Here is a 16,729-nt window from a genome sequence, read left to right as displayed (position 1 = left end):
CCCCTTCTATAAAATTAATTATTATATTTATTGTATATTTTTTATCACATTAATTTATAAAAATCACAATTAAGCCAATGAAAATACACATTATTGAGCAAATCACATCCTCTGTTAATGTTCGGAAGCTCCAGTTCAACAAAAACCGACAAAATATAGCATCTCGGTTTAATATTTATCATCTATTTCTATGAAATTATATCGGGGTTGAAAGGACATTCACAAAAAAAACTAACACTCTTAGATTAAGAATGTTAGTTGTTCAGCAGTTTTCACACTATTACCAGAGGTCAGTAATAATTTAGATGGACGTATTTCTAAAAAAATTGACCCACTCTCATCTTCATGCAGTTTATAACCATCTAACAGAGAGATCTCCATCATATTCTCACAAGCTTCTTCGACGATCTGTTTCTTTTTTGCCGGTCGATTTGCTTTTGCACCCATAAGTAATGCAATCTCATCAAGTGGCCATCGTGTAATACCCTGAGCTACCTGAGCTGGTAGAAATAGATATAAGTTCTGAGCTGTTCCGCTATTCAGGTCTTCAAGGATCGCTAAGCTAAGATATGCAATTGCCCCTGATTGTAGAGACCGGTATACCGCATCTGAAAACATAATCCTAAAGGTTTCGTTTCGGTCACGTCTTCCAATCGCCTGTAGTATATTAATCCGATCTAACGAATCAATTAGACCTTTATCATGATAATAAGTAAATTCAAATTTACTGTCTTGAAGTACTTCAAGTGATTGCCATATTTCTTGATAGGTTTTCCCACCTGTGTCGCGATTCATGGCCTTAGCTAGCGAATAAATCGTAAATTCGAACTCTTTCTTTTTTCCGTTTACTTCCCACAACTTGTGTATACCAATTAACACCTTTGCATCCTGCAGTGTTAGTTCCTTTTTAGCAGGATGATATATCTTTGTTCTTCTATTATCACGAACTAGGGTATCTTCTGTTTCAGAAGTTGCTGTTATAGTTCTTGATGTCGATATAGAACTGATTGCACTTTCAGAGAATATATGACCATAGGGATGTGACGGCTTGTTGTAATAAGTCGCACGCCTGATCACCTGGGATTGAGCCCAAATTTTTTGTTTTACCTGGTGTTTATAGATTTCCATATTAATCAATTCTTTTTCTTCATTGGTTAGTTCTTCTAGTACTAATCTTTTAGCTAGTTGTAGCTCTGCTGTGCTTTCATTGTGTATATGCTTAAGAGCAATTTTATTAGATGTCGTCTTCAATTGGTCAGCAGCTTTAATGATAAGATCCTGTACCTTTGGATCTTCTGCAGGTAAATTTAGTGCTGTTATTTTACCGACCCATTGTTCGATGTTAATTCTCCGTGGTGGCATAGGATAACAGCTCCTTTCTTGAATACTCTTTTGTCGTGTTTATAGAATACCATAGCTTTAAAGATTGATTACACGTTTTATAGAAATGTCCTTTCTACCCCGTCAAAACGTCCTTTCTACCCCGATACTTCACCAGCCATCTTATAATCATGATGATCGGATACTTAAAAGTAAATGATATGTTTAAAGATGTTGATGTTTACATCGTCCTTTCAACCCCGACACTTTAGCGTCCTTTCAGCCCCGATACCTAAAAAAAAATAAAAAAAGTTTTTTTTGTTTTCGTCCCCGTTAAAACGTCCTTTCAACCCCGATAGTGTGTCTTTTCTACCCCGATATATTGTCCTTTCAACCCCGATAATTACAATACGTCCTTTCAACCCCGATATCTTGACTCTATTTATACCAAAAAATACAATGGCAATAAGCTAAATTAGTAGTTTATGGCACTTGTTCTCGAAAAATAGCTAAAAAAAAAGCTCCCTGATGGGAGCAGGCCGTATGGCCAGTCGAATAATACTCTCGCTATCACGAGTTGCACCTCAAGATAGCAATCAAGAACATAACCGCAGGTAACTGTTTCTCGAAAAACAGATATCCTGGGGGCGTGTTAAAGTCGCTTAAAAAGCAATTTAACCTGCCGGTTCCCTTATTATATGGAAAAATGTACTGAAATTCAAGGGGATTGGCATGATCTAACTTCAAGGAGGACTAATCATGTCTAATTATATTTCGCCTGATCAATATCTACTCCAGGGTTTAAAAGGTATTCTGAATGACTCTGATCTCAAAACATATGAGAAAATGATCATGATCGTAATTAAGGTCTATCAAACCGAACATGAGCATGTTTTTCCGGATTACGATACCATTGCTGCAGCAGGGGGCATGTCAAAACGCAAAGCCCAGTATGTTGTTAAAGATTTGGTCAGCCGTAATCTTATTGAAAAAAAAGCACGTTACAAAGAAATTGAAGGACGTCCAGTAAAGCAGACGTCTAATCAATATTCCGAGATCATTCCTCCTGCAGCAGTTAAAATACAACCAGAAGTATCAGCACATGCACAACATGCATCATATGCACAAGATGCAGTTGAACCTGATTTTTTATCTGCACAGCATGCACCCTATAATTCAGGTTTTATTAATCAAGAATCTTTAGATCTTTATCCTTCAACGTTTAAAGAAGAAGAAGATACACCTTCTGTGCGCGAGCAGATGTCTGAACTTGAAAAATATGCACGATATGCAGACGTGGTAGAACGAATGATTAAATTTCAAGGCACAGGAACGATCTGCTACCTGCAAGAAGAGTTTTTATCATGCTGTAGGTTATTTAATTTACCGCCACGGCTGATCTCTGAACTCTACCCACACATTGAGACCTGCTTACAAAAGTACCATTTTGAATCGATTTATCGGTCGCTTGAGAAGTTTGCAGAGCGCTTAATTAAAAATAAAATTGATAATCCTATTGCGTGGTTTAAATCTACCTTCAGCAATGAAGATCTTAAGGTTAGATCGGAGATACAGTTGCTCAAAATGGGCGAAGTTTCATAAGTTTAGTACAGTCATGATGGCCGCCTTACAGCGATCCGCAGGGCTTGCATGAATCATGTCATATGTGTCGCATTCGCCTTTGCTGGATAGCATAATTTTTTTCAATTGATTAGTGTATCGAGCTCTGAGGCGAGGTTCATGAAATCGTTCTTCTACTTGCCATGTTGCTGCAATATTTGTAGAAAACTCACCATCGCCGTACACTGCATGTTGATAGATATCGATTTGAGAGTAGGGGATGACTGTATACCTTTCTTTCATACTCTCCCAATCTTTATAGATTCGATAAGGTTCGCGCTCACCAGGCTTTTGGAATGTGATTGAGATATAATCCTTACGTTGTTCTGCCCAAGCGATCCAGCCAAGTACATGTTCTTGTACCCATCCGTTTAATTGTGTAGAAGAATTTTCGGATAATATTTTCTCCATAGTTAATTGGTTTTGCATCCAGATGTCCTCCTTCGTAGTAAGATGTCATTAAGACCTCAATTTCATGTGGTATGGTTGTTTTCATCTGTTGTTATCAATAGCTCAGGCTTTAGTCTGTAGTGTCTTTGTCTATCAATAACCATACATTCACACCAATCGGATTCATTATTTATTAGGGCAGCCGCCAGGCCATTTTTTGGAGTAGAATAATGGGTACTGCACTTTTCGAGTAGAACCGGCAGTGATACCCATCCTTCTTTGATTTGCAAGTTAGCACGTTCGCTATCATGTCGATCATGCATGCGTTCAAGAAACTCTCTGACTCTGAGCATGGTTGTTCGGTATGCTGTAACGTGACCGCCTTTGTTGGTTCCTGCATCTGGAGAATGAGTTAGGTGATATTGGGTTAGTGATTCACTTAAAATGGGCTTGATTTTGCGATTTAAGCGGGCTCTTATCACGTTATAGACCTTATCCTCTGTGACGTACAACAACCCGATCCCATACATATTGATGATTTCAAGTCCAAGCTTGGATACATAATTTTTAATGAGTTCCCCAGGTTTGTATCTAGACGGTGCTGGTACTGCAGCGTATACAAGGTGAGCATGATTTTTCCAATGGCTGCATTGATCCAATAAAGTTAGAGATAGCGATGTTTTTAACTCTACTACAGTCTCTACGCAACCATGAATTCCAAGAATGTCAGCACGTCGTAGCGTTCCTCTACGGGGTTGTACCTCCGTGTATACAGCATAGCCCCCAAGCTCTAACCATGATTTCACTGGCGGGAACAAATCAGTTTCCTTCAATGTTCCGCTCTCCCCCCTGGTCACCCATAAGATCCTCAATGAATTTCCAATCTGTCATATCGATAAGAGTTTTCATATTTGCTGCAATAGAGCGGAACATGAATCCATCTGATGGAGTACCATCCGGATATATAAATTTGCTTAGATTTTGAGCTGCTATGAGAACTACTGCGTACTTTTTGATCAATTCTTTATCTAAACAAGCCAGATCAGGTCGATCGAAGGGTTGTTTAGGGTAAATTGGGGTAACTGTGTCGCCTGAAGCTATAGCGGAATTCGACAGTATTGGTTTGGTTAATAATTCAATCGTACGATCTCTTTGGGTAACAGTTTGTTGGAGATGATCAATCAATTTCAGTGCTTCATCCAACGCTTCATCTGCACCTATGGGTGTAATAACTTGATTTGAAGAGAGCCTCAATCCTAAAACCTCTTCACTTACGATCAATTCCGCATTATTCAAGAGCTCATACACTCGTTCACTCATAGCTGATCTTCCTTTCTGAGCGTCATATAAGCTGCCTCAGCTCGTTGGCGAGGGGTTGCCCTAAGCATAGACTCTAGCCTGTTATAGGTTAATGCATCTTCATATTTATGACCTGTCGTAAATTTGAGATGGTCGATGTAACCAATTTGATCGACATTTAAGGCTTTGTTTTGTGCTTCTAAACATGCCTTATGATCCTCTGAGTATTTAGAAATTTGGCCATAGTAAATTTGGCTTGCATCTTTGTTGGTTTTTCCTAGTAGTTTCGACAATTCAATATTCAGATGTTCATTTGTCATGGGAAGAACTAAAAATGTTACGTCTGATAACTCTACTGATGAATGACTTGAGTGCTCATTTTTAATGTATAGTAGGTTTCCCTCATCAATCCCTGCAACGTGGTAGGTTTGACCATCTACATACTGTACTTGGGTTGTAGAAAAGTCTTTGAGTTCGATCATTATTCTGCCTTCTCTCTTATGAATTGGTATATTTCAAGTTAGTTCTTGTCTATGCAATCCAAGATTACTTCGGGTCCATCAGAGCTCCAATGCTGAAATTGAACAAACATTTTATCAATAATTACCTGAATTTCTGTGATATTTTCTGTAGTAACACATGCTGCAGCTTGAACATCCCATTCTTCATACATGTTTTGATGCTCTTGTTCGATATAATTCTCGATCATCTTTTTGGCGCTTGGCTTCCATGTCACTGGGGTACATACATGCCAATCGTACGCCGCCCATTCAGCATCCTCGCTGATCAATGTACGAACTTGTTGGATCGTATATGTACAAGTCGCACCTTCATAACTTAATTGAGTGATTTCGGGTAACTCAGAAAGCTTCACTTTTGAATTATTGTTCATCGTCATTCCTCCTAAATGCTAAAGAACCCAGATCTTTAATGATCTGGGCTCTTCGCATCTCTATTTTATTAGTTGATTCATTTGATCTTCTTGGCTATTGATCATTTAATCTGTCATAAACTCGTTCAATTGAGGTATAGAGTAGCTTGAGTAGATCTGGGCCAATATTTTCATAGCAGCATGATCTAGCTCTTTCATCTTCATCAGTCTGTTCATCCAGCTCATATAATTGAATGACCCACACGTCATCGGTTGTGCAGAGGTTAATCTGATGATATTTTTTAATGACCTCCAGCATTCGGCCAATAGTTACCTGTTCTTGCAATTGACTCGGGAAACATTCCAAATCGGCAGCAAGTGTATTGCGATCACTCTCATGTAATAGCGACATATCGATCTGCTGTAACTTCTGAAGCATAAGTATCTCCTCCTTTAATTACAGTAAAGCTAATAAAGCTGCTCTACCAATGGCGTGAGTTACACTAGGTAGGCGAATGTATTCTCTGTTTTTGTCCCCACTAAATCTTACGTCATAATTCAAATGTTCATTGTCAATTATTCTGATGTAATTCTTATGTTTTTTCCGCATATGTTCTACTACTGTCTAAGCTGCAGAAATATCTGTAGAGTTTTGTGATGAAACTATTGTTCCATCTCTCCAAATATTAATGTAGGTTGTACAACTGCAGTCCATCGTTCTGCTAGTCTTACATTATGACTTCCCATCTCAATAATCGTACATTCTCGGTTGTTTTCAAGAGAGACTTTTAATGTTGTTCCTCTGCCGCCGAACGGATCAAGTACACGTCCTCCAACAGGAGAGCTTGCTAGTATAAATGGTAAGATTAGCTCTTCAGGAAACACAGCATAGTGAGCTCCAGGGAAGTTTGCAGTAGAAACAGTCCATACTGATCTCTTGTTTCGTTTTCCGCTATACTCAATATTCTTTCGATCAGTTCTATGTTGTAGAGAATTACCAGGTGGAGGGGATTCTTTAACGGCACGAGCAAATGAATTCTGTGCGCCTTGAGTTACCGCTAGTTCCTCTATGGCTTCGGAATCGAAATAGTATTGTTCTGATTTAGCCAACAGGAATATGTATTCATGCGCTTTGGTTGGTCTATCTCGAACACTCTCAGGCATCGGGTTTGTTTTATTCCAAATGTTATCCATTCTTAGATACCAGCCGTCTGCTTGCAGGGCAAATGCGACTCTCCAAGGTATACCAACCAAGTCTTTATTTTTTAGACCGGTTGGCTTTTTAGGCATTTTGGTGAGTGTTGCACCCGGATCTATCACATAAACTTCTTTCTGACGCTTTTTGTTCTTCCAAGCGCCTTTACCACTACCAGCATAGCTATCTCCGAAATTCACCCAAACAGTACCGTCTTTCCTCAATACTCGCCATATCTCACGAAAGATGAGAATTATATGCGCCACAAACATTTCGGGCGTGGGCTCAAGACCAAGACATCCCGTCCATTCTGGCACCGTTATTGGTGGAAATCCTGGCATTGGTGTATAAGTGACTTGAGGCCAATACGATGCTTCTAAACCATAATCTCGTAAACCCCAGTAGGGGGGAGACGTTATACATGTATGAAATGAGTCTGGTTGTAGTTTCGGGAGCACCTCCAGGCTATTTCCAGTAATAATCATATCAAACTCACCTCTTTATTTACCTGAATTAGGCCACGCCGAAGTATCTTTGTACTACTTCGCCTGCCCATCTGCCCATTGGCACCGCTACGGCATTCCCTATCTGACGGTAAGCGTCATTATCAGTCCCTGCGAACTGAAACCAATCAGGGAATCCTTGTAGTCGGGCATACTCACGAACGGAATAAGGGCGGATAGACTTTCCATCGTTGATTAATCGTGTAGAGCGGTCTTTGCCGTAGTGTGCCAAACAAGTAGGTGCTCTCCCGTCCAAATCCGTAATAATTGGATAATCTCTGTATTTGCCGCTTAACCGTTGCTGTACGGCTTTTGGAGCGGATACCTCAGCGCCTACATCGATGATATCCCTCATCTTAACGGGAGAGGTAACAGGATAGGGGAGGTTATAAATTGGTTTTTTACTTCCGATCACAATTAGTCGTTTACGTTCCTGGGGCAACCACATGTTAGCATTAACCGGACATTCTACTCTGACATAATAGTTTGGTAGTTTTGTTAAACATTCCATTACGACTTGAAATTGTTTCATGCCAGGTACGTTTTCAACAATGTACATTTCCGGCTGAGCCAGAGCAACGTGGCGAAAGAAGTGGAGAAAGAGATCATCACCTGTGCGGGTACCATGAATATCGGCGATTCTACTGTATTTGGTGCATGGAAAAGTTCCGATATAAACGTCTGCGTAAATTTGATCGAGTACGGTGATTTTAGTGATGTCTGTTTCATTAACTTTGTGACCAAAATTGTTGCGAAGGGTATCACAAGCAACCTGATCGATTTCAAACGATTCTACGACTTGAATTCCTGCTTCAAGCATGCCGAGATCCATACCACCGGCACCACTAAAATAACTCTTGGCTGTGATCAACTTATATCACTCCTTGTCGGATTATGTTTTCTTGCTGGCAGAGATATAGAGGAGGGGGCAGTGAGAGCATTCTCTAAAAAAACTCGAGGATTTCATCTCTTGTGCCAATCTCTCCGCGATCAATACATATCTGCAAATCTCCGCTCATTTCGGTTAGATCTCGTTCTGGTAAGAATCCGTTGTCTTCCAGGATCTCCGCTAGATTCGTATCCATTACTGAGTCTAGTGTTTCAATCGCGCTACATAGCAACTGTAGCGCCAGTTTTTGTTGTTCATCTAGCTGCAACATCGTTTTCCTCCTGTAGATCCCGTGATTAGCTCCAAGAGGAGCAAGGGGTATCGTTTATAGATTAGGGTTGAACACAGTCTGATCGACATTCCGGACAAATTGGTTCAGTACAGCAGCCCCCGTCAGCGTGTTCAAAGCAATCGTTGGGTACACCAGATGTCCCGTCGCTAAAAAAGTTAGTATATGTACCGTCAAGTGCCATCTGAAAGTACGTATTAGTAGTGTCTAGACCTTCTGAATCACCACCACAAACTAATACATGATCGATCTCACATTGGTTCGGACATACCCATTCAACTGCATTTTCGAACAAATTCATAAGGTCATACCTCCTAAAGACCCCACTAGAAGCTCCAGAAGGAGCATAGAGGGGTCATTTCATAGATTTGGTAAAACAGGGGGTCGATCAGAGGGGAGCGCTTAAACAAGCTATCTGTGGGCTCTCCTATAGATAGTTGTTCTTGTTATGTTGCTAGATTTAGGATGAGTAGGGGCGTCTAAAGAAAGTTATGCGTTCTCCGCAGGAAAAACATCTCTTATATAGAATTCAGCAATATTCTCGGCGTCTTTTGTTGCATTAGCAACTGATACATTGTTCCACCAATTATCTGCTTCTGATCTAGCGTTTTCTGCACTGAATGCTGGTACTCGGATTGTTTGAGTTACTAAGTACTCTACATCAACTTCAAACTCCATTCCGTGCCAGAAGCGATTCTCATCGTTAATATATGTTTCTGTAAGCCAGCCCATTTCACGTAGCTTAACTTCCGTAAAGTGATCTATGGCATCTAGATATCCCTCTGGGTTGCCTAGTTCTAAAATTCCTGCACTATAATCAAAATCTGGCCCCTGATACTTGTTTTCGAATTCCTTAGCCCAAGTAATGATTGATTGACTCAAGGTGGAGCTGGGGATATCTAAATCACATTTAGGAAAACTCCCTTCACCAATGAGATTGCCAACTATTACACCCATTTCAGCGATATTTACATGAACTAATGCAGCCCGTTGTTCTTGTGTGAGTTTTCTTTACCGTGTGTAGCTGTCATATGTACTTACCTCCAAGATGTGATATATGGTTTCGTTAAAGATTTCAGCGGCAAGCCGCTCCAAAAGGCTGCTCACCATAGTGAGCAGCCTGAGCAGAGGCCTATTTATTAGAATCGTCATATTTGGTGGTCTCAGGTGTTAGGCCGAGTGGTCCCTGATCCCCTACAACGATAATGTAAGTATATCCATCGTTACTTTCTCTCCATACTAACGGATGGTCTTCACAATCTAAGTGAAGTAGTATCGACTTAAAACCGTTTTTTCCAACATATGCTTCAGCAAAAATACCATCACCACTATGATCTTGATGAGTGACTTCTTGATCACAGCAAAAGCAAGGCATCGTTTTCTGCTCGGAATTTTCTTCATCAGGTAGTGCATACTTTTCAATATTCTTTATACGTGCTGAAAAATCGAAAATTTGCTGCTTTGTAGCGCTTTTCACACGTTCAAATTCTGATTGAAGCATAGCTATAATCCTCCAGTTAGTAAGATGTTACAGTATTCGCTCAGTTAACTGGGGCGCTGGAGCGGCCGTATTCTGGAATCTTTTTTAATTTCATTGCTTCGTTTTAGTGATTTGTAGGTTTGGCTTGTTCAGTAGGGGGATGTAGGTGGCGGTCGTAGCACTAGGCATTCTCGATCTTTACTTTTCATGATCTTCATAGGTTCTGTACTACGTGGCACATGTGTAGTAGAGCGGGGCTATCAGACCTAACTGAAGACTATTTTATAACTACACAATATCGATAATGGCAACGATCTTACCGTCTTCGTAAGCGGATAGACCACTAGCCTTCAGATGAATAGCAAGCAGCGATAGCGGGGCATTAATCGGTTCATCTTGCTCGCATCGATACTCCTTTTGAAGAATTTTTCCTTGGATCATTAGGTTGAGGTTAAGGATCCGTTCGTTTTTGAATAGTTTTCTGGGTTTCACGATCGGTGGCTCCTTCTTTTTTAGATTGTTAAACTGTTTCAGCAGCTTTATATTTATCAACGAGTTGCCATTCTACATTAATCGCTGTATCTAATTCATTATGTTTGGGTTTATAAATGCTGATATCTACAGCACCTTGCGCTCCATAGGGATGACCAATTGCAACTTCGTTGTCCCAGAATATGAGACCACGATTACTCTCCATACCCTTGCTAGTGCCAAAGAAACTGTCTTCATACCTAAGGTAGGTAAGATCTGATTGGATGAGTCGTTGGCCAGATTTCACTTTGCTTACGATCTCATCTAAATAGATTTTTTTGTTGATATAACAGTTTTGACAAGTAGAACCGTCTAGGAAGATCTTTTCACAACCAGGATACATTTTCTTCTGACAACCAATACATGTTGTAACCTCGCCAGCATCCATATAGTTTCTCTTTCGTAATTGATCATCTGTAGCAGCAAGCATTCGATTGACCTGGTTAATAAATACTTGTTCACCATCTTCGCGAATGACATAACTACAACTCCAGCTTTCAAATTCAATATCGTCACGGATAACGAGCCATTCGCTACCGCCTTCAATTTGATTAATAAAGCATAGGTTTTTGTAGTAGAACGCTTGACCGAGGCACCAGTTGCTGAAATGTAGTTTTTGAACTAACGTACCTATGGTTATACATTCGCTAAATGATCGACGAGTGAATGGAGGATCGTAAGCGTTACTTATCCAACTATTTTTACAACCCATGGAGTACCAAGTCTCAATGTTTGAGACGTCCGTGGTGCCTAACTCCTTCAAGATGATAAGGTTGGAGTAGGTAGCGCCCCATGATGTAGGCCCTTTGGCTATAGTTTTTTTGAGGTTGAGAATCTCCGATTCTTTCATCTCTTCTTGGCGAAGTTCTGAGGGATTATTGCTATAGCTGTACATATAGCTGACTTCAAATACTTTTTCTGCTACTGGATGTGTCATGTTCATTTCTCCTGTCTTAAATGATTAATGGTGTGGAGCTGCTGTTCCAACGAATTGAATAGTGTTGATGCCAATTTCTTCATTGGCCAGTTGGATATAAAGTAAAAGGGTGTGTACCAGACGTTCGGATCGTGTAAACGGGATTCGGTTGGGGGATTTCTCAAAGAGTCATCGATAATGACATATCCCCCGCATCCGAGCAAGGAGAGCTGTATGTAGCACATGAGAGCGGCTGTCTGGTCAATGTCTTGTGCTGTAAATAGGATGCTTTGTTGGTAATTAAGGTTACGAGAGCGAGCTTCGTTAGCAAATGCGATGAGGGTAGCGCCAGCTCCACAGGCCGGATCGTTTACTGTGATGTAGCCTTTTTCTGAAATGGACTGAGATAGATCTCCAATTTGCATTTGAGACATCAACTGGCATACGTGATAGGGTGTGAAAAATTGACCACGCCAATGGTTGCTGAGCTCCAAGCGCATGAATAGATCGCCAAGAAAGTCTTGCTCAGGCTGCTCTTCGAGCGCTTGAACGATTTCAGCGAATAATTTGGGGAAAACTTCTTGCTCAGCAGGACTGTATTTATGAATGATCTTGAAGTAGTTCGCCTCACGACGATCTTTATGTTCGTGTTCGATTGTATTCGAGATTGTACAAGCTGCTATTTCAATGAAGTCGCTCCATACTTGCCAGGTCTGATGGCGATGGGTCAATATTTTGAATTGATCTATAAAATGTTTTTGTACCTGGGTAAGGCCAGTCATATTTTTTACCATGATGTTGTCTCCTTATATTTGAAGGACATTTATTCTGTGCTACAGGAGCTTTGTCTGCTATAGCAGCCGTTACAGTACATGTAGAATTAATGTTTATAACTCGAGCGGAATGGGTGATGAGAGGGGGAGTTATTTGAATGTAATTTCCTACAATTAGGTGATTTGTACATATACACCTGTAGAAGGCATAAAACGATAGCGGTGACCTTCCTTTGTCGTATATGTATCAGTTGTTTCATTCCATGTAGCGTCACAATGATCGCAAAGGGAATACTCTTCGGGGATTGGGCTGTTACAGATCACACAGTTGTCAGATATGGTCAAAGGATCATTCCTCCTTAATGTATTGGTTCAAATTTGTGAACTATATATGGGTCGCGGTTAGCAGCTTGTTACGTGGTAAAGAATTTGAAATATGAAAAAAGAACGGCATGCGAGATCGCATACCGTTCCTTGATACTTATTAGCCATCATTTTACATACTAAAAGCTAGTTGTCCTTCAATTGGTTTATAACGCTCTAATATCATCTTTCTACCAGATCCCACACACAACTCAGGCGTATTTGCTTGAATGAGCACTTTTGACATAATTGGAGGTACAGCATTGCCACATCGAGCAATTTGCTTTTCTTTGGAATATTTTACGCCGTCAGCGTCCACATCAATGATATAGTTCTCCGGAAAGCCTTGAGCTGCGAAAAGTTCATGGGGCTCAAACATTCGCATTCCGATATCGACGATTTGATAATTTATTCCGTCAATTGTGACAGTCCCGTAGTTATCCAAATGAGAGTTACTGTCACTACTATAATCTTGTAAAAATGTCCGGACTTCGCCGATGTGTCTTCCTCCAGCAGTAATGGTCGGTACAGGTTCTGTGACCAACTGACCATCTTTACAGGTTCCTCGAAATTTGATTAAATGACTTGTTACCAAAGCGCTCTTGCCGCCACCTCCTGCAGTAATGGTGCCAATCGGAGCGTCTAACGAACTCCCGATGGAATTACCGAAGTGCCTAGCAATATGTGCGGTGATTACAGAGTCATCTCCAGTTTGTGGATCGTTCGAACCTGGGTTTTCTATTGATTTTTGAAGTTTTCTGTCGCCGTATTGAACAAGAAAATTCTTAACTTTCTGCGGGTCAGGAAGGTCTTGTCGAGCGAGTACAGCTTCAGCAACGGCGAATTTATTACCGGCTGCTGTTATTGTGCCAATGGGTTTATCTAGATCGAGGACACGAGGGGCTTGTCCCTCTCTCTCGGTGTAACCCATTTGAATCAAAGTCGGACTGACTAATAACTGATGTCCGTTAATGGTTTTAGAGTATAGGGGCTCGTTAGGTGAACTACCAGAACGCTGAGTAGTATTAGGAGCCAAAATGGGAGAGACAAGAAGGTGCTCAGCTTTAGTGGTTACTGTCGTTAGTGGTTTTTCAAGATCATATTGTAACCGATCTCCACCAAAACCAGTTTGCCCAATGCGAGCGATGAAAGGCGTAGTAATGTTCTCACTACGTTGATCAGCGTAATTTACTTTCTTCACGTATGGTTTGGGATTGTTGATGATGTAGCGCTCAATCCCACGGGCGATCCGGCGCTTTGTATTATCAGCTAATTCTTTTTTACGACCGAAAATTGAATTGCACGCTATTGACCAGTCAATAATATCGGCAGCAGTACGCCACGGTTTAAGTTTTCCATTCAATACGGCAATGCTGTCAGGTGATCCGTGGGTGGGTTCTGGCCACACAATCGGACGACCGTCGCAGCGAGCAACCATAAATAGTCGCTTTCGGCTGGTGGGAGCACCGTAATCGCATGCACGTAGTTCTCGCCACTCGACATCGTAGCCATGCCGTTTTAAGGCATTCACAAAGGAGTTAAATGTGTATCCCTTGCGTTTCGGGTCTGGATAATAAATTCGTAGGTCATAAGGGACAACCTCACCTGGTTCTGAAACAACAACACTATGTATTTTAGGGTTCTTAAGATCTGGTACCTTTTTGAGTAACCGTCCTGTTGTTTCATCTCTTTGAGGAGTGACAGGCCCCCATGTTTTAAACTCTTGTACGTTTTCTAACATCATTACGCGTGGGCGAACGGTAGCTGCCCAACGAACGGCAACCCATGCAAGTCCACGAATATTTTTATTGACTGGGATTGAACCTTTGGCTTTGGAGAAGTGCTTACAATCAGGAGAGAACCAGACTAGACCAACGGGCTTGCCATCTACAGCAGCTCGTGGGTCAACGTCCCAGACGGACTCACAGTAGTGCTTAGTATCCGGATGGTTCACCTGGTGCATAGCGATGGCATCTGGATCGTGATTTATGGCGATTGCAGGACTTTCTCCAGTTGCAAATTCAATTCCGACTGAGGCACCACCGCCTCCAGCAAAATTGTCCACCGTAATTTCTTTCATATATATCCTCCATTCAGACGAGTAATATTGTTATTTCAAGTACTCGTAACGCGAAATATATTATTTGTTATTCATGACATACTTCATAGGTAATAGTCCTAACTTATGGCGTTTCAAGAGTTATTGGAGTTCATGTTGTGTATTGGTCGCGGCTTGCGACGTATCAAAGGATATGTGAGGTTAGAAAATAAAAAAACCGATATGCGGAGTCGCATACCGGTTCATAGTAAATCGATAGAATAGTACTGTTGTTTTCATCTGAAGCTAAAATTATGTAAATAACAACCCTCTAGTAACATAGCTAATAGGAGAGGGGGTCTTCAACTGAATTGCTTTCTAGCCAATCAGCAAGTTGATGGAGCTTGATTTTCTTATTAGCGACAGCCATCGTGGTAAAATATAGATCGTTGTCTGAGACTTGGAGATGGTAGCCGTTAATCATTAGAAACACTTTGGCACTCAAATAGCCCGTACGTTTGTTTCCATCACAAAATAATTGATGAGTTGCAAACGCTTCCATATATACCGCTGCTTTTAAAAATAAGCCGGGATAATATTCCTCATCACCGAATCCCTGAAAGGGTTTCTCTGCGATAAAGGCTATCAATCCCGGCTCATTTATGCCTGGTAAACCATTATAAAGTTCTAATGAGGTATCATGAATATCAATGATATCATCATAAGTTAGTCCCTGAATCAATTTTTAGATAGCCTCCTCAAACCCTCGTCATTCTCCAGACAAGCTTTTTTAGTCATCGCTTTGATCATTTGGCTACGATCGAACTTCTTTTTTTGAACATCATTAATGTTTTCTTTACGTACAGCGTTCATGTTTAATTCCTCCTTATCCTCCGGCGTAACAAACACCTCCGATCCTAATGAATCGTATCAGTGTTACCCCTTATGGATAAATTATACCCAGTATAGTAGGAGACTACAACAGGGTATGTGCCAAATCATACGGCTTATTGGTCGCGTTAGCGACTTGTTTAATAGATTTTTCGTTTTAAATTAATTGACGTATGAAGACTGATTGTATTAACTAAAAAAATGTAACATTATATATAAAATTAAATTAGTGAATAGATTGATACAAAATTTTTAGGCATCATTTCATTCATTAAATTCAATAATAAATCCATGATTATTTAAGGGTGTAATAAATTAATGAATTATTATTACACTAAATTTGCTATAAAACTTTAAAATAATTTAAGGAAAATATTTTTGATCTAACTACGATGTTGATCTTTTAGCTCATAATTAGCCTAAAGTGTTAGGGGAGTTATTGTAGCCGCAGATACCATGTCTAGATGTTCTGATGAAGGGGGGATGGTCTCAGTTAAGTAAGGGAAGTAATTTCGAAAGTGCTCAATCTGCTTATGATGCTCCACCCGCTTGAATGGTCAATGCAAGCGAGTAGAGCGAGGTAATGTTGGGGGTAGCAGCAAGATCTAGTTACTTTTTCTTTTTGATTCAATGTGTAGGACTAATTGTGTTGTATATCTTCCAATTCTACTTAGAGCTGATTGATGATTTCCTCCATTGAAATCCCATAGAATCTCGCTTAATTCTTTACGAAGATAGAATCCAAATGACATCTGAAGACAAACAAAGCTTGCAAGATTATATGCTAGGGCAACATCTAGAGAATAATGTGTCGCATTTTGACTTACCTGGCTAACAACGTTTCTTACAGAATCAATATGGATTAGATCTGTTGAATTGCTAATTCTGTTATGTTTACAAATCTCTAAGAATCCCATATGTAGAATAGCGATTGCAGCAACGTAGTTATCTTCCCTAGGGTTACCAGAAAGATCTAAATCCTTGACCAGCTTAAGTAGTGAGGTACTATAGTCGTCTTTACTTTCCAAGTTTAAAAGAATAAATCTCTGAGCAAAGAGTAAATTATTTTGGTCAAACTCATATCCGGCATCATAGACGTTTCCTGCCCAAGATTTGTATTGTCTAATATCAGCTAAAGTAAGTGTCATTGATTTATTCTCCTCCGTCTCTTGAGCTATATAGCCTGTATCACTATAAAATGACTACCGGGTTTTTGAAATCACACTAGTAGGTCTCTAGACCTCCAAGCATAATTTATATTATACATATTTTCTTATTAAAAAAAACAAAGATGCATACTATTTTTAATCAAATTCACTGAGCAACCAGACTATTATAATATTTTTCTGTGTAATAGCCAA

Annotated in this window: 21 protein-coding genes; 1 reads left to right on the top strand and 20 read right to left on the bottom strand. The window is 40.2% G+C overall.

Going from position 1 to position 16,729, the window contains the following annotated elements; genetic code table 11:
• Positions 1–240: 240 nt before the first annotated feature.
• Positions 241–1,362 carry a replication initiator protein A gene (locus ASD24_RS20865; RefSeq protein ID WP_056700072.1) on the bottom strand — a complete coding sequence of 374 codons (1,122 nt, stop codon included), beginning with the start codon at positions 1,360–1,362 and terminating at the stop codon, positions 241–243.
• Positions 1,363–2,079: 717 nt separating this feature from the next.
• Here ASD24_RS20865 and ASD24_RS20860 point away from each other — a divergent pair.
• Positions 2,080–2,922, top strand: coding sequence for a helix-turn-helix domain-containing protein (locus ASD24_RS20860; RefSeq protein ID WP_056700067.1), 843 nt, complete (start codon positions 2,080–2,082; stop codon positions 2,920–2,922).
• Here the strand turns inward: ASD24_RS20860 and ASD24_RS20855 are convergent.
• The 19 genes from ASD24_RS20855 to ASD24_RS20770 form a co-directional block, all read right to left on the bottom strand.
• Positions 2,917–3,369, bottom strand: coding sequence for a hypothetical protein (locus ASD24_RS20855; protein WP_056700066.1), 453 nt, complete (start codon positions 3,367–3,369; stop codon positions 2,917–2,919). The genes ASD24_RS20860 and ASD24_RS20855 overlap by 6 nt on opposite strands.
• Before the next feature lie 44 nt (positions 3,370–3,413).
• Positions 3,414–4,163, bottom strand: a complete 750-nt coding sequence (locus tag ASD24_RS20850) for a hypothetical protein (RefSeq protein WP_056700065.1) — start codon at positions 4,161–4,163, stop codon at positions 3,414–3,416.
• A complete protein-coding gene (locus tag ASD24_RS20845; protein WP_056700064.1) occupies positions 4,150–4,650 on the bottom strand; it encodes a hypothetical protein in 501 nt (166 codons plus the stop codon). The genes ASD24_RS20850 and ASD24_RS20845 overlap by 14 nt, the downstream gene beginning before the upstream one ends.
• A complete protein-coding gene (locus ASD24_RS20840) occupies positions 4,647–5,111 on the bottom strand; it encodes a hypothetical protein (protein WP_056700062.1) in 465 nt (154 codons plus the stop codon). Before ASD24_RS20840 ends, ASD24_RS20845 begins: the two co-directional genes overlap by 4 nt.
• A gap of 38 nt (positions 5,112–5,149) precedes the next feature.
• The gene (locus ASD24_RS20835; protein ID WP_056700060.1) at positions 5,150–5,521 is read right to left on the bottom strand and encodes a hypothetical protein; all 372 of its coding nucleotides are present in this window, start codon (positions 5,519–5,521) and stop codon (positions 5,150–5,152) included.
• 94 nt (positions 5,522–5,615) lie between these two features.
• On the bottom strand, positions 5,616–5,939 hold the full coding sequence (locus ASD24_RS20830; protein ID WP_056700057.1) for a hypothetical protein: 324 nt from the start codon (positions 5,937–5,939) through the stop codon (positions 5,616–5,618).
• 224 nt (positions 5,940–6,163) lie between these two features.
• Positions 6,164–7,180 (bottom strand): DNA-methyltransferase, encoded by a 1,017-nt coding sequence (locus tag ASD24_RS20825; RefSeq protein ID WP_056700054.1) that lies wholly within the window; start codon positions 7,178–7,180, stop codon positions 6,164–6,166.
• A 28-nt stretch (positions 7,181–7,208) separates the two neighbouring features.
• Positions 7,209–8,069, bottom strand: a complete 861-nt coding sequence (locus ASD24_RS20820) for a DNA cytosine methyltransferase (protein WP_056700052.1) — start codon at positions 8,067–8,069, stop codon at positions 7,209–7,211.
• 73 nt (positions 8,070–8,142) lie between these two features.
• Complete coding sequence (locus ASD24_RS20815) at positions 8,143–8,358, bottom strand: hypothetical protein (protein ID WP_056700047.1); 216 nt, start codon at positions 8,356–8,358, stop codon at positions 8,143–8,145.
• A 54-nt stretch (positions 8,359–8,412) separates the two neighbouring features.
• Entirely contained in the window at positions 8,413–8,553 is a 141-nt protein-coding gene (locus ASD24_RS31110) for a hypothetical protein (RefSeq protein WP_156395514.1), read from the bottom strand.
• 312 nt (positions 8,554–8,865) lie between these two features.
• Positions 8,866–9,333, bottom strand: coding sequence for a hypothetical protein (locus tag ASD24_RS20805; protein ID WP_056700038.1), 468 nt, complete (start codon positions 9,331–9,333; stop codon positions 8,866–8,868).
• Positions 9,334–9,508: 175 nt separating this feature from the next.
• Positions 9,509–9,877 carry a hypothetical protein gene (locus tag ASD24_RS20800; protein WP_056700035.1) on the bottom strand — a complete coding sequence of 123 codons (369 nt, stop codon included), beginning with the start codon at positions 9,875–9,877 and terminating at the stop codon, positions 9,509–9,511.
• Between the two features lie 267 nt (positions 9,878–10,144).
• Positions 10,145–10,348 carry a hypothetical protein gene (locus tag ASD24_RS20795; protein WP_056700032.1) on the bottom strand — a complete coding sequence of 68 codons (204 nt, stop codon included), beginning with the start codon at positions 10,346–10,348 and terminating at the stop codon, positions 10,145–10,147.
• A 28-nt stretch (positions 10,349–10,376) separates the two neighbouring features.
• Positions 10,377–11,324: a hypothetical protein gene (locus ASD24_RS20790; RefSeq protein ID WP_056700029.1), complete on the bottom strand. Its 948-nt coding sequence runs from the start codon at positions 11,322–11,324 to the stop codon at positions 10,377–10,379.
• Between the two features lie 2 nt (positions 11,325–11,326).
• Positions 11,327–12,097, bottom strand: a complete 771-nt coding sequence (locus tag ASD24_RS20785) for an N-6 DNA methylase (RefSeq protein WP_056700026.1) — start codon at positions 12,095–12,097, stop codon at positions 11,327–11,329.
• 475 nt (positions 12,098–12,572) lie between these two features.
• A complete protein-coding gene (locus ASD24_RS20780) occupies positions 12,573–14,519 on the bottom strand; it encodes a DNA cytosine methyltransferase (RefSeq protein ID WP_056700023.1) in 1,947 nt (648 codons plus the stop codon).
• A gap of 301 nt (positions 14,520–14,820) precedes the next feature.
• Positions 14,821–15,219 (bottom strand): type II toxin-antitoxin system death-on-curing family toxin, encoded by a 399-nt coding sequence (locus tag ASD24_RS20775; protein ID WP_056700020.1) that lies wholly within the window; start codon positions 15,217–15,219, stop codon positions 14,821–14,823.
• Positions 15,216–15,350 carry a hypothetical protein gene (locus ASD24_RS31350; RefSeq protein WP_268795349.1) on the bottom strand — a complete coding sequence of 45 codons (135 nt, stop codon included), beginning with the start codon at positions 15,348–15,350 and terminating at the stop codon, positions 15,216–15,218. The genes ASD24_RS20775 and ASD24_RS31350 overlap by 4 nt, the downstream gene beginning before the upstream one ends.
• Before the next feature lie 623 nt (positions 15,351–15,973).
• Complete coding sequence (locus ASD24_RS20770; RefSeq protein ID WP_056700017.1) at positions 15,974–16,516, bottom strand: hypothetical protein; 543 nt, start codon at positions 16,514–16,516, stop codon at positions 15,974–15,976.
• Positions 16,517–16,729 lie beyond the last annotated feature (213 nt).

Origin of the sequence: Paenibacillus sp. Root52 (assembly GCF_001426865.1) — a bacterium.
GTDB lineage: Bacteria > Bacillota > Bacilli > Paenibacillales > Paenibacillaceae > Paenibacillus.
This window is presented reverse-complemented; position numbering and strand designations above follow the sequence as displayed.

Coding starts and splice junctions, on each gene's coding strand:
- ASD24_RS20865 (WP_056700072.1), bottom strand. CDS start 1,362: ATGCCACCACGGAGAATTAACATCGAACAATGGGTCGGTAAAATAACA.
- ASD24_RS20860 (WP_056700067.1), top strand. CDS start 2,080: ATGTCTAATTATATTTCGCCTGATCAATATCTACTCCAGGGTTTAAAA.
- ASD24_RS20855 (WP_056700066.1), bottom strand. CDS start 3,369: ATGCAAAACCAATTAACTATGGAGAAAATATTATCCGAAAATTCTTCT.
- ASD24_RS20845 (WP_056700064.1), bottom strand. CDS start 4,650: ATGAGTGAACGAGTGTATGAGCTCTTGAATAATGCGGAATTGATCGTA.
- ASD24_RS20840 (WP_056700062.1), bottom strand. CDS start 5,111: ATGATCGAACTCAAAGACTTTTCTACAACCCAAGTACAGTATGTAGAT.
- ASD24_RS20835 (WP_056700060.1), bottom strand. CDS start 5,521: ATGAACAATAATTCAAAAGTGAAGCTTTCTGAGTTACCCGAAATCACT.
- ASD24_RS20830 (WP_056700057.1), bottom strand. CDS start 5,939: ATGCTTCAGAAGTTACAGCAGATCGATATGTCGCTATTACATGAGAGT.
- ASD24_RS20825 (WP_056700054.1), bottom strand. CDS start 7,180: ATGATTATTACTGGAAATAGCCTGGAGGTGCTCCCGAAACTACAACCA.
- ASD24_RS20815 (WP_056700047.1), bottom strand. CDS start 8,358: ATGTTGCAGCTAGATGAACAACAAAAACTGGCGCTACAGTTGCTATGT.
- ASD24_RS20805 (WP_056700038.1), bottom strand. CDS start 9,333: ATGGGTGTAATAGTTGGCAATCTCATTGGTGAAGGGAGTTTTCCTAAA.
- ASD24_RS20800 (WP_056700035.1), bottom strand. CDS start 9,877: ATGCTTCAATCAGAATTTGAACGTGTGAAAAGCGCTACAAAGCAGCAA.
- ASD24_RS20790 (WP_056700029.1), bottom strand. CDS start 11,324: ATGACACATCCAGTAGCAGAAAAAGTATTTGAAGTCAGCTATATGTAC.
- ASD24_RS20785 (WP_056700026.1), bottom strand. CDS start 12,097: ATGGTAAAAAATATGACTGGCCTTACCCAGGTACAAAAACATTTTATA.
- ASD24_RS20780 (WP_056700023.1), bottom strand. CDS start 14,519: ATGAAAGAAATTACGGTGGACAATTTTGCTGGAGGCGGTGGTGCCTCA.
- ASD24_RS31350 (WP_268795349.1), bottom strand. CDS start 15,350: ATGAACGCTGTACGTAAAGAAAACATTAATGATGTTCAAAAAAAGAAG.
- ASD24_RS20770 (WP_056700017.1), bottom strand. CDS start 16,516: ATGACACTTACTTTAGCTGATATTAGACAATACAAATCTTGGGCAGGA.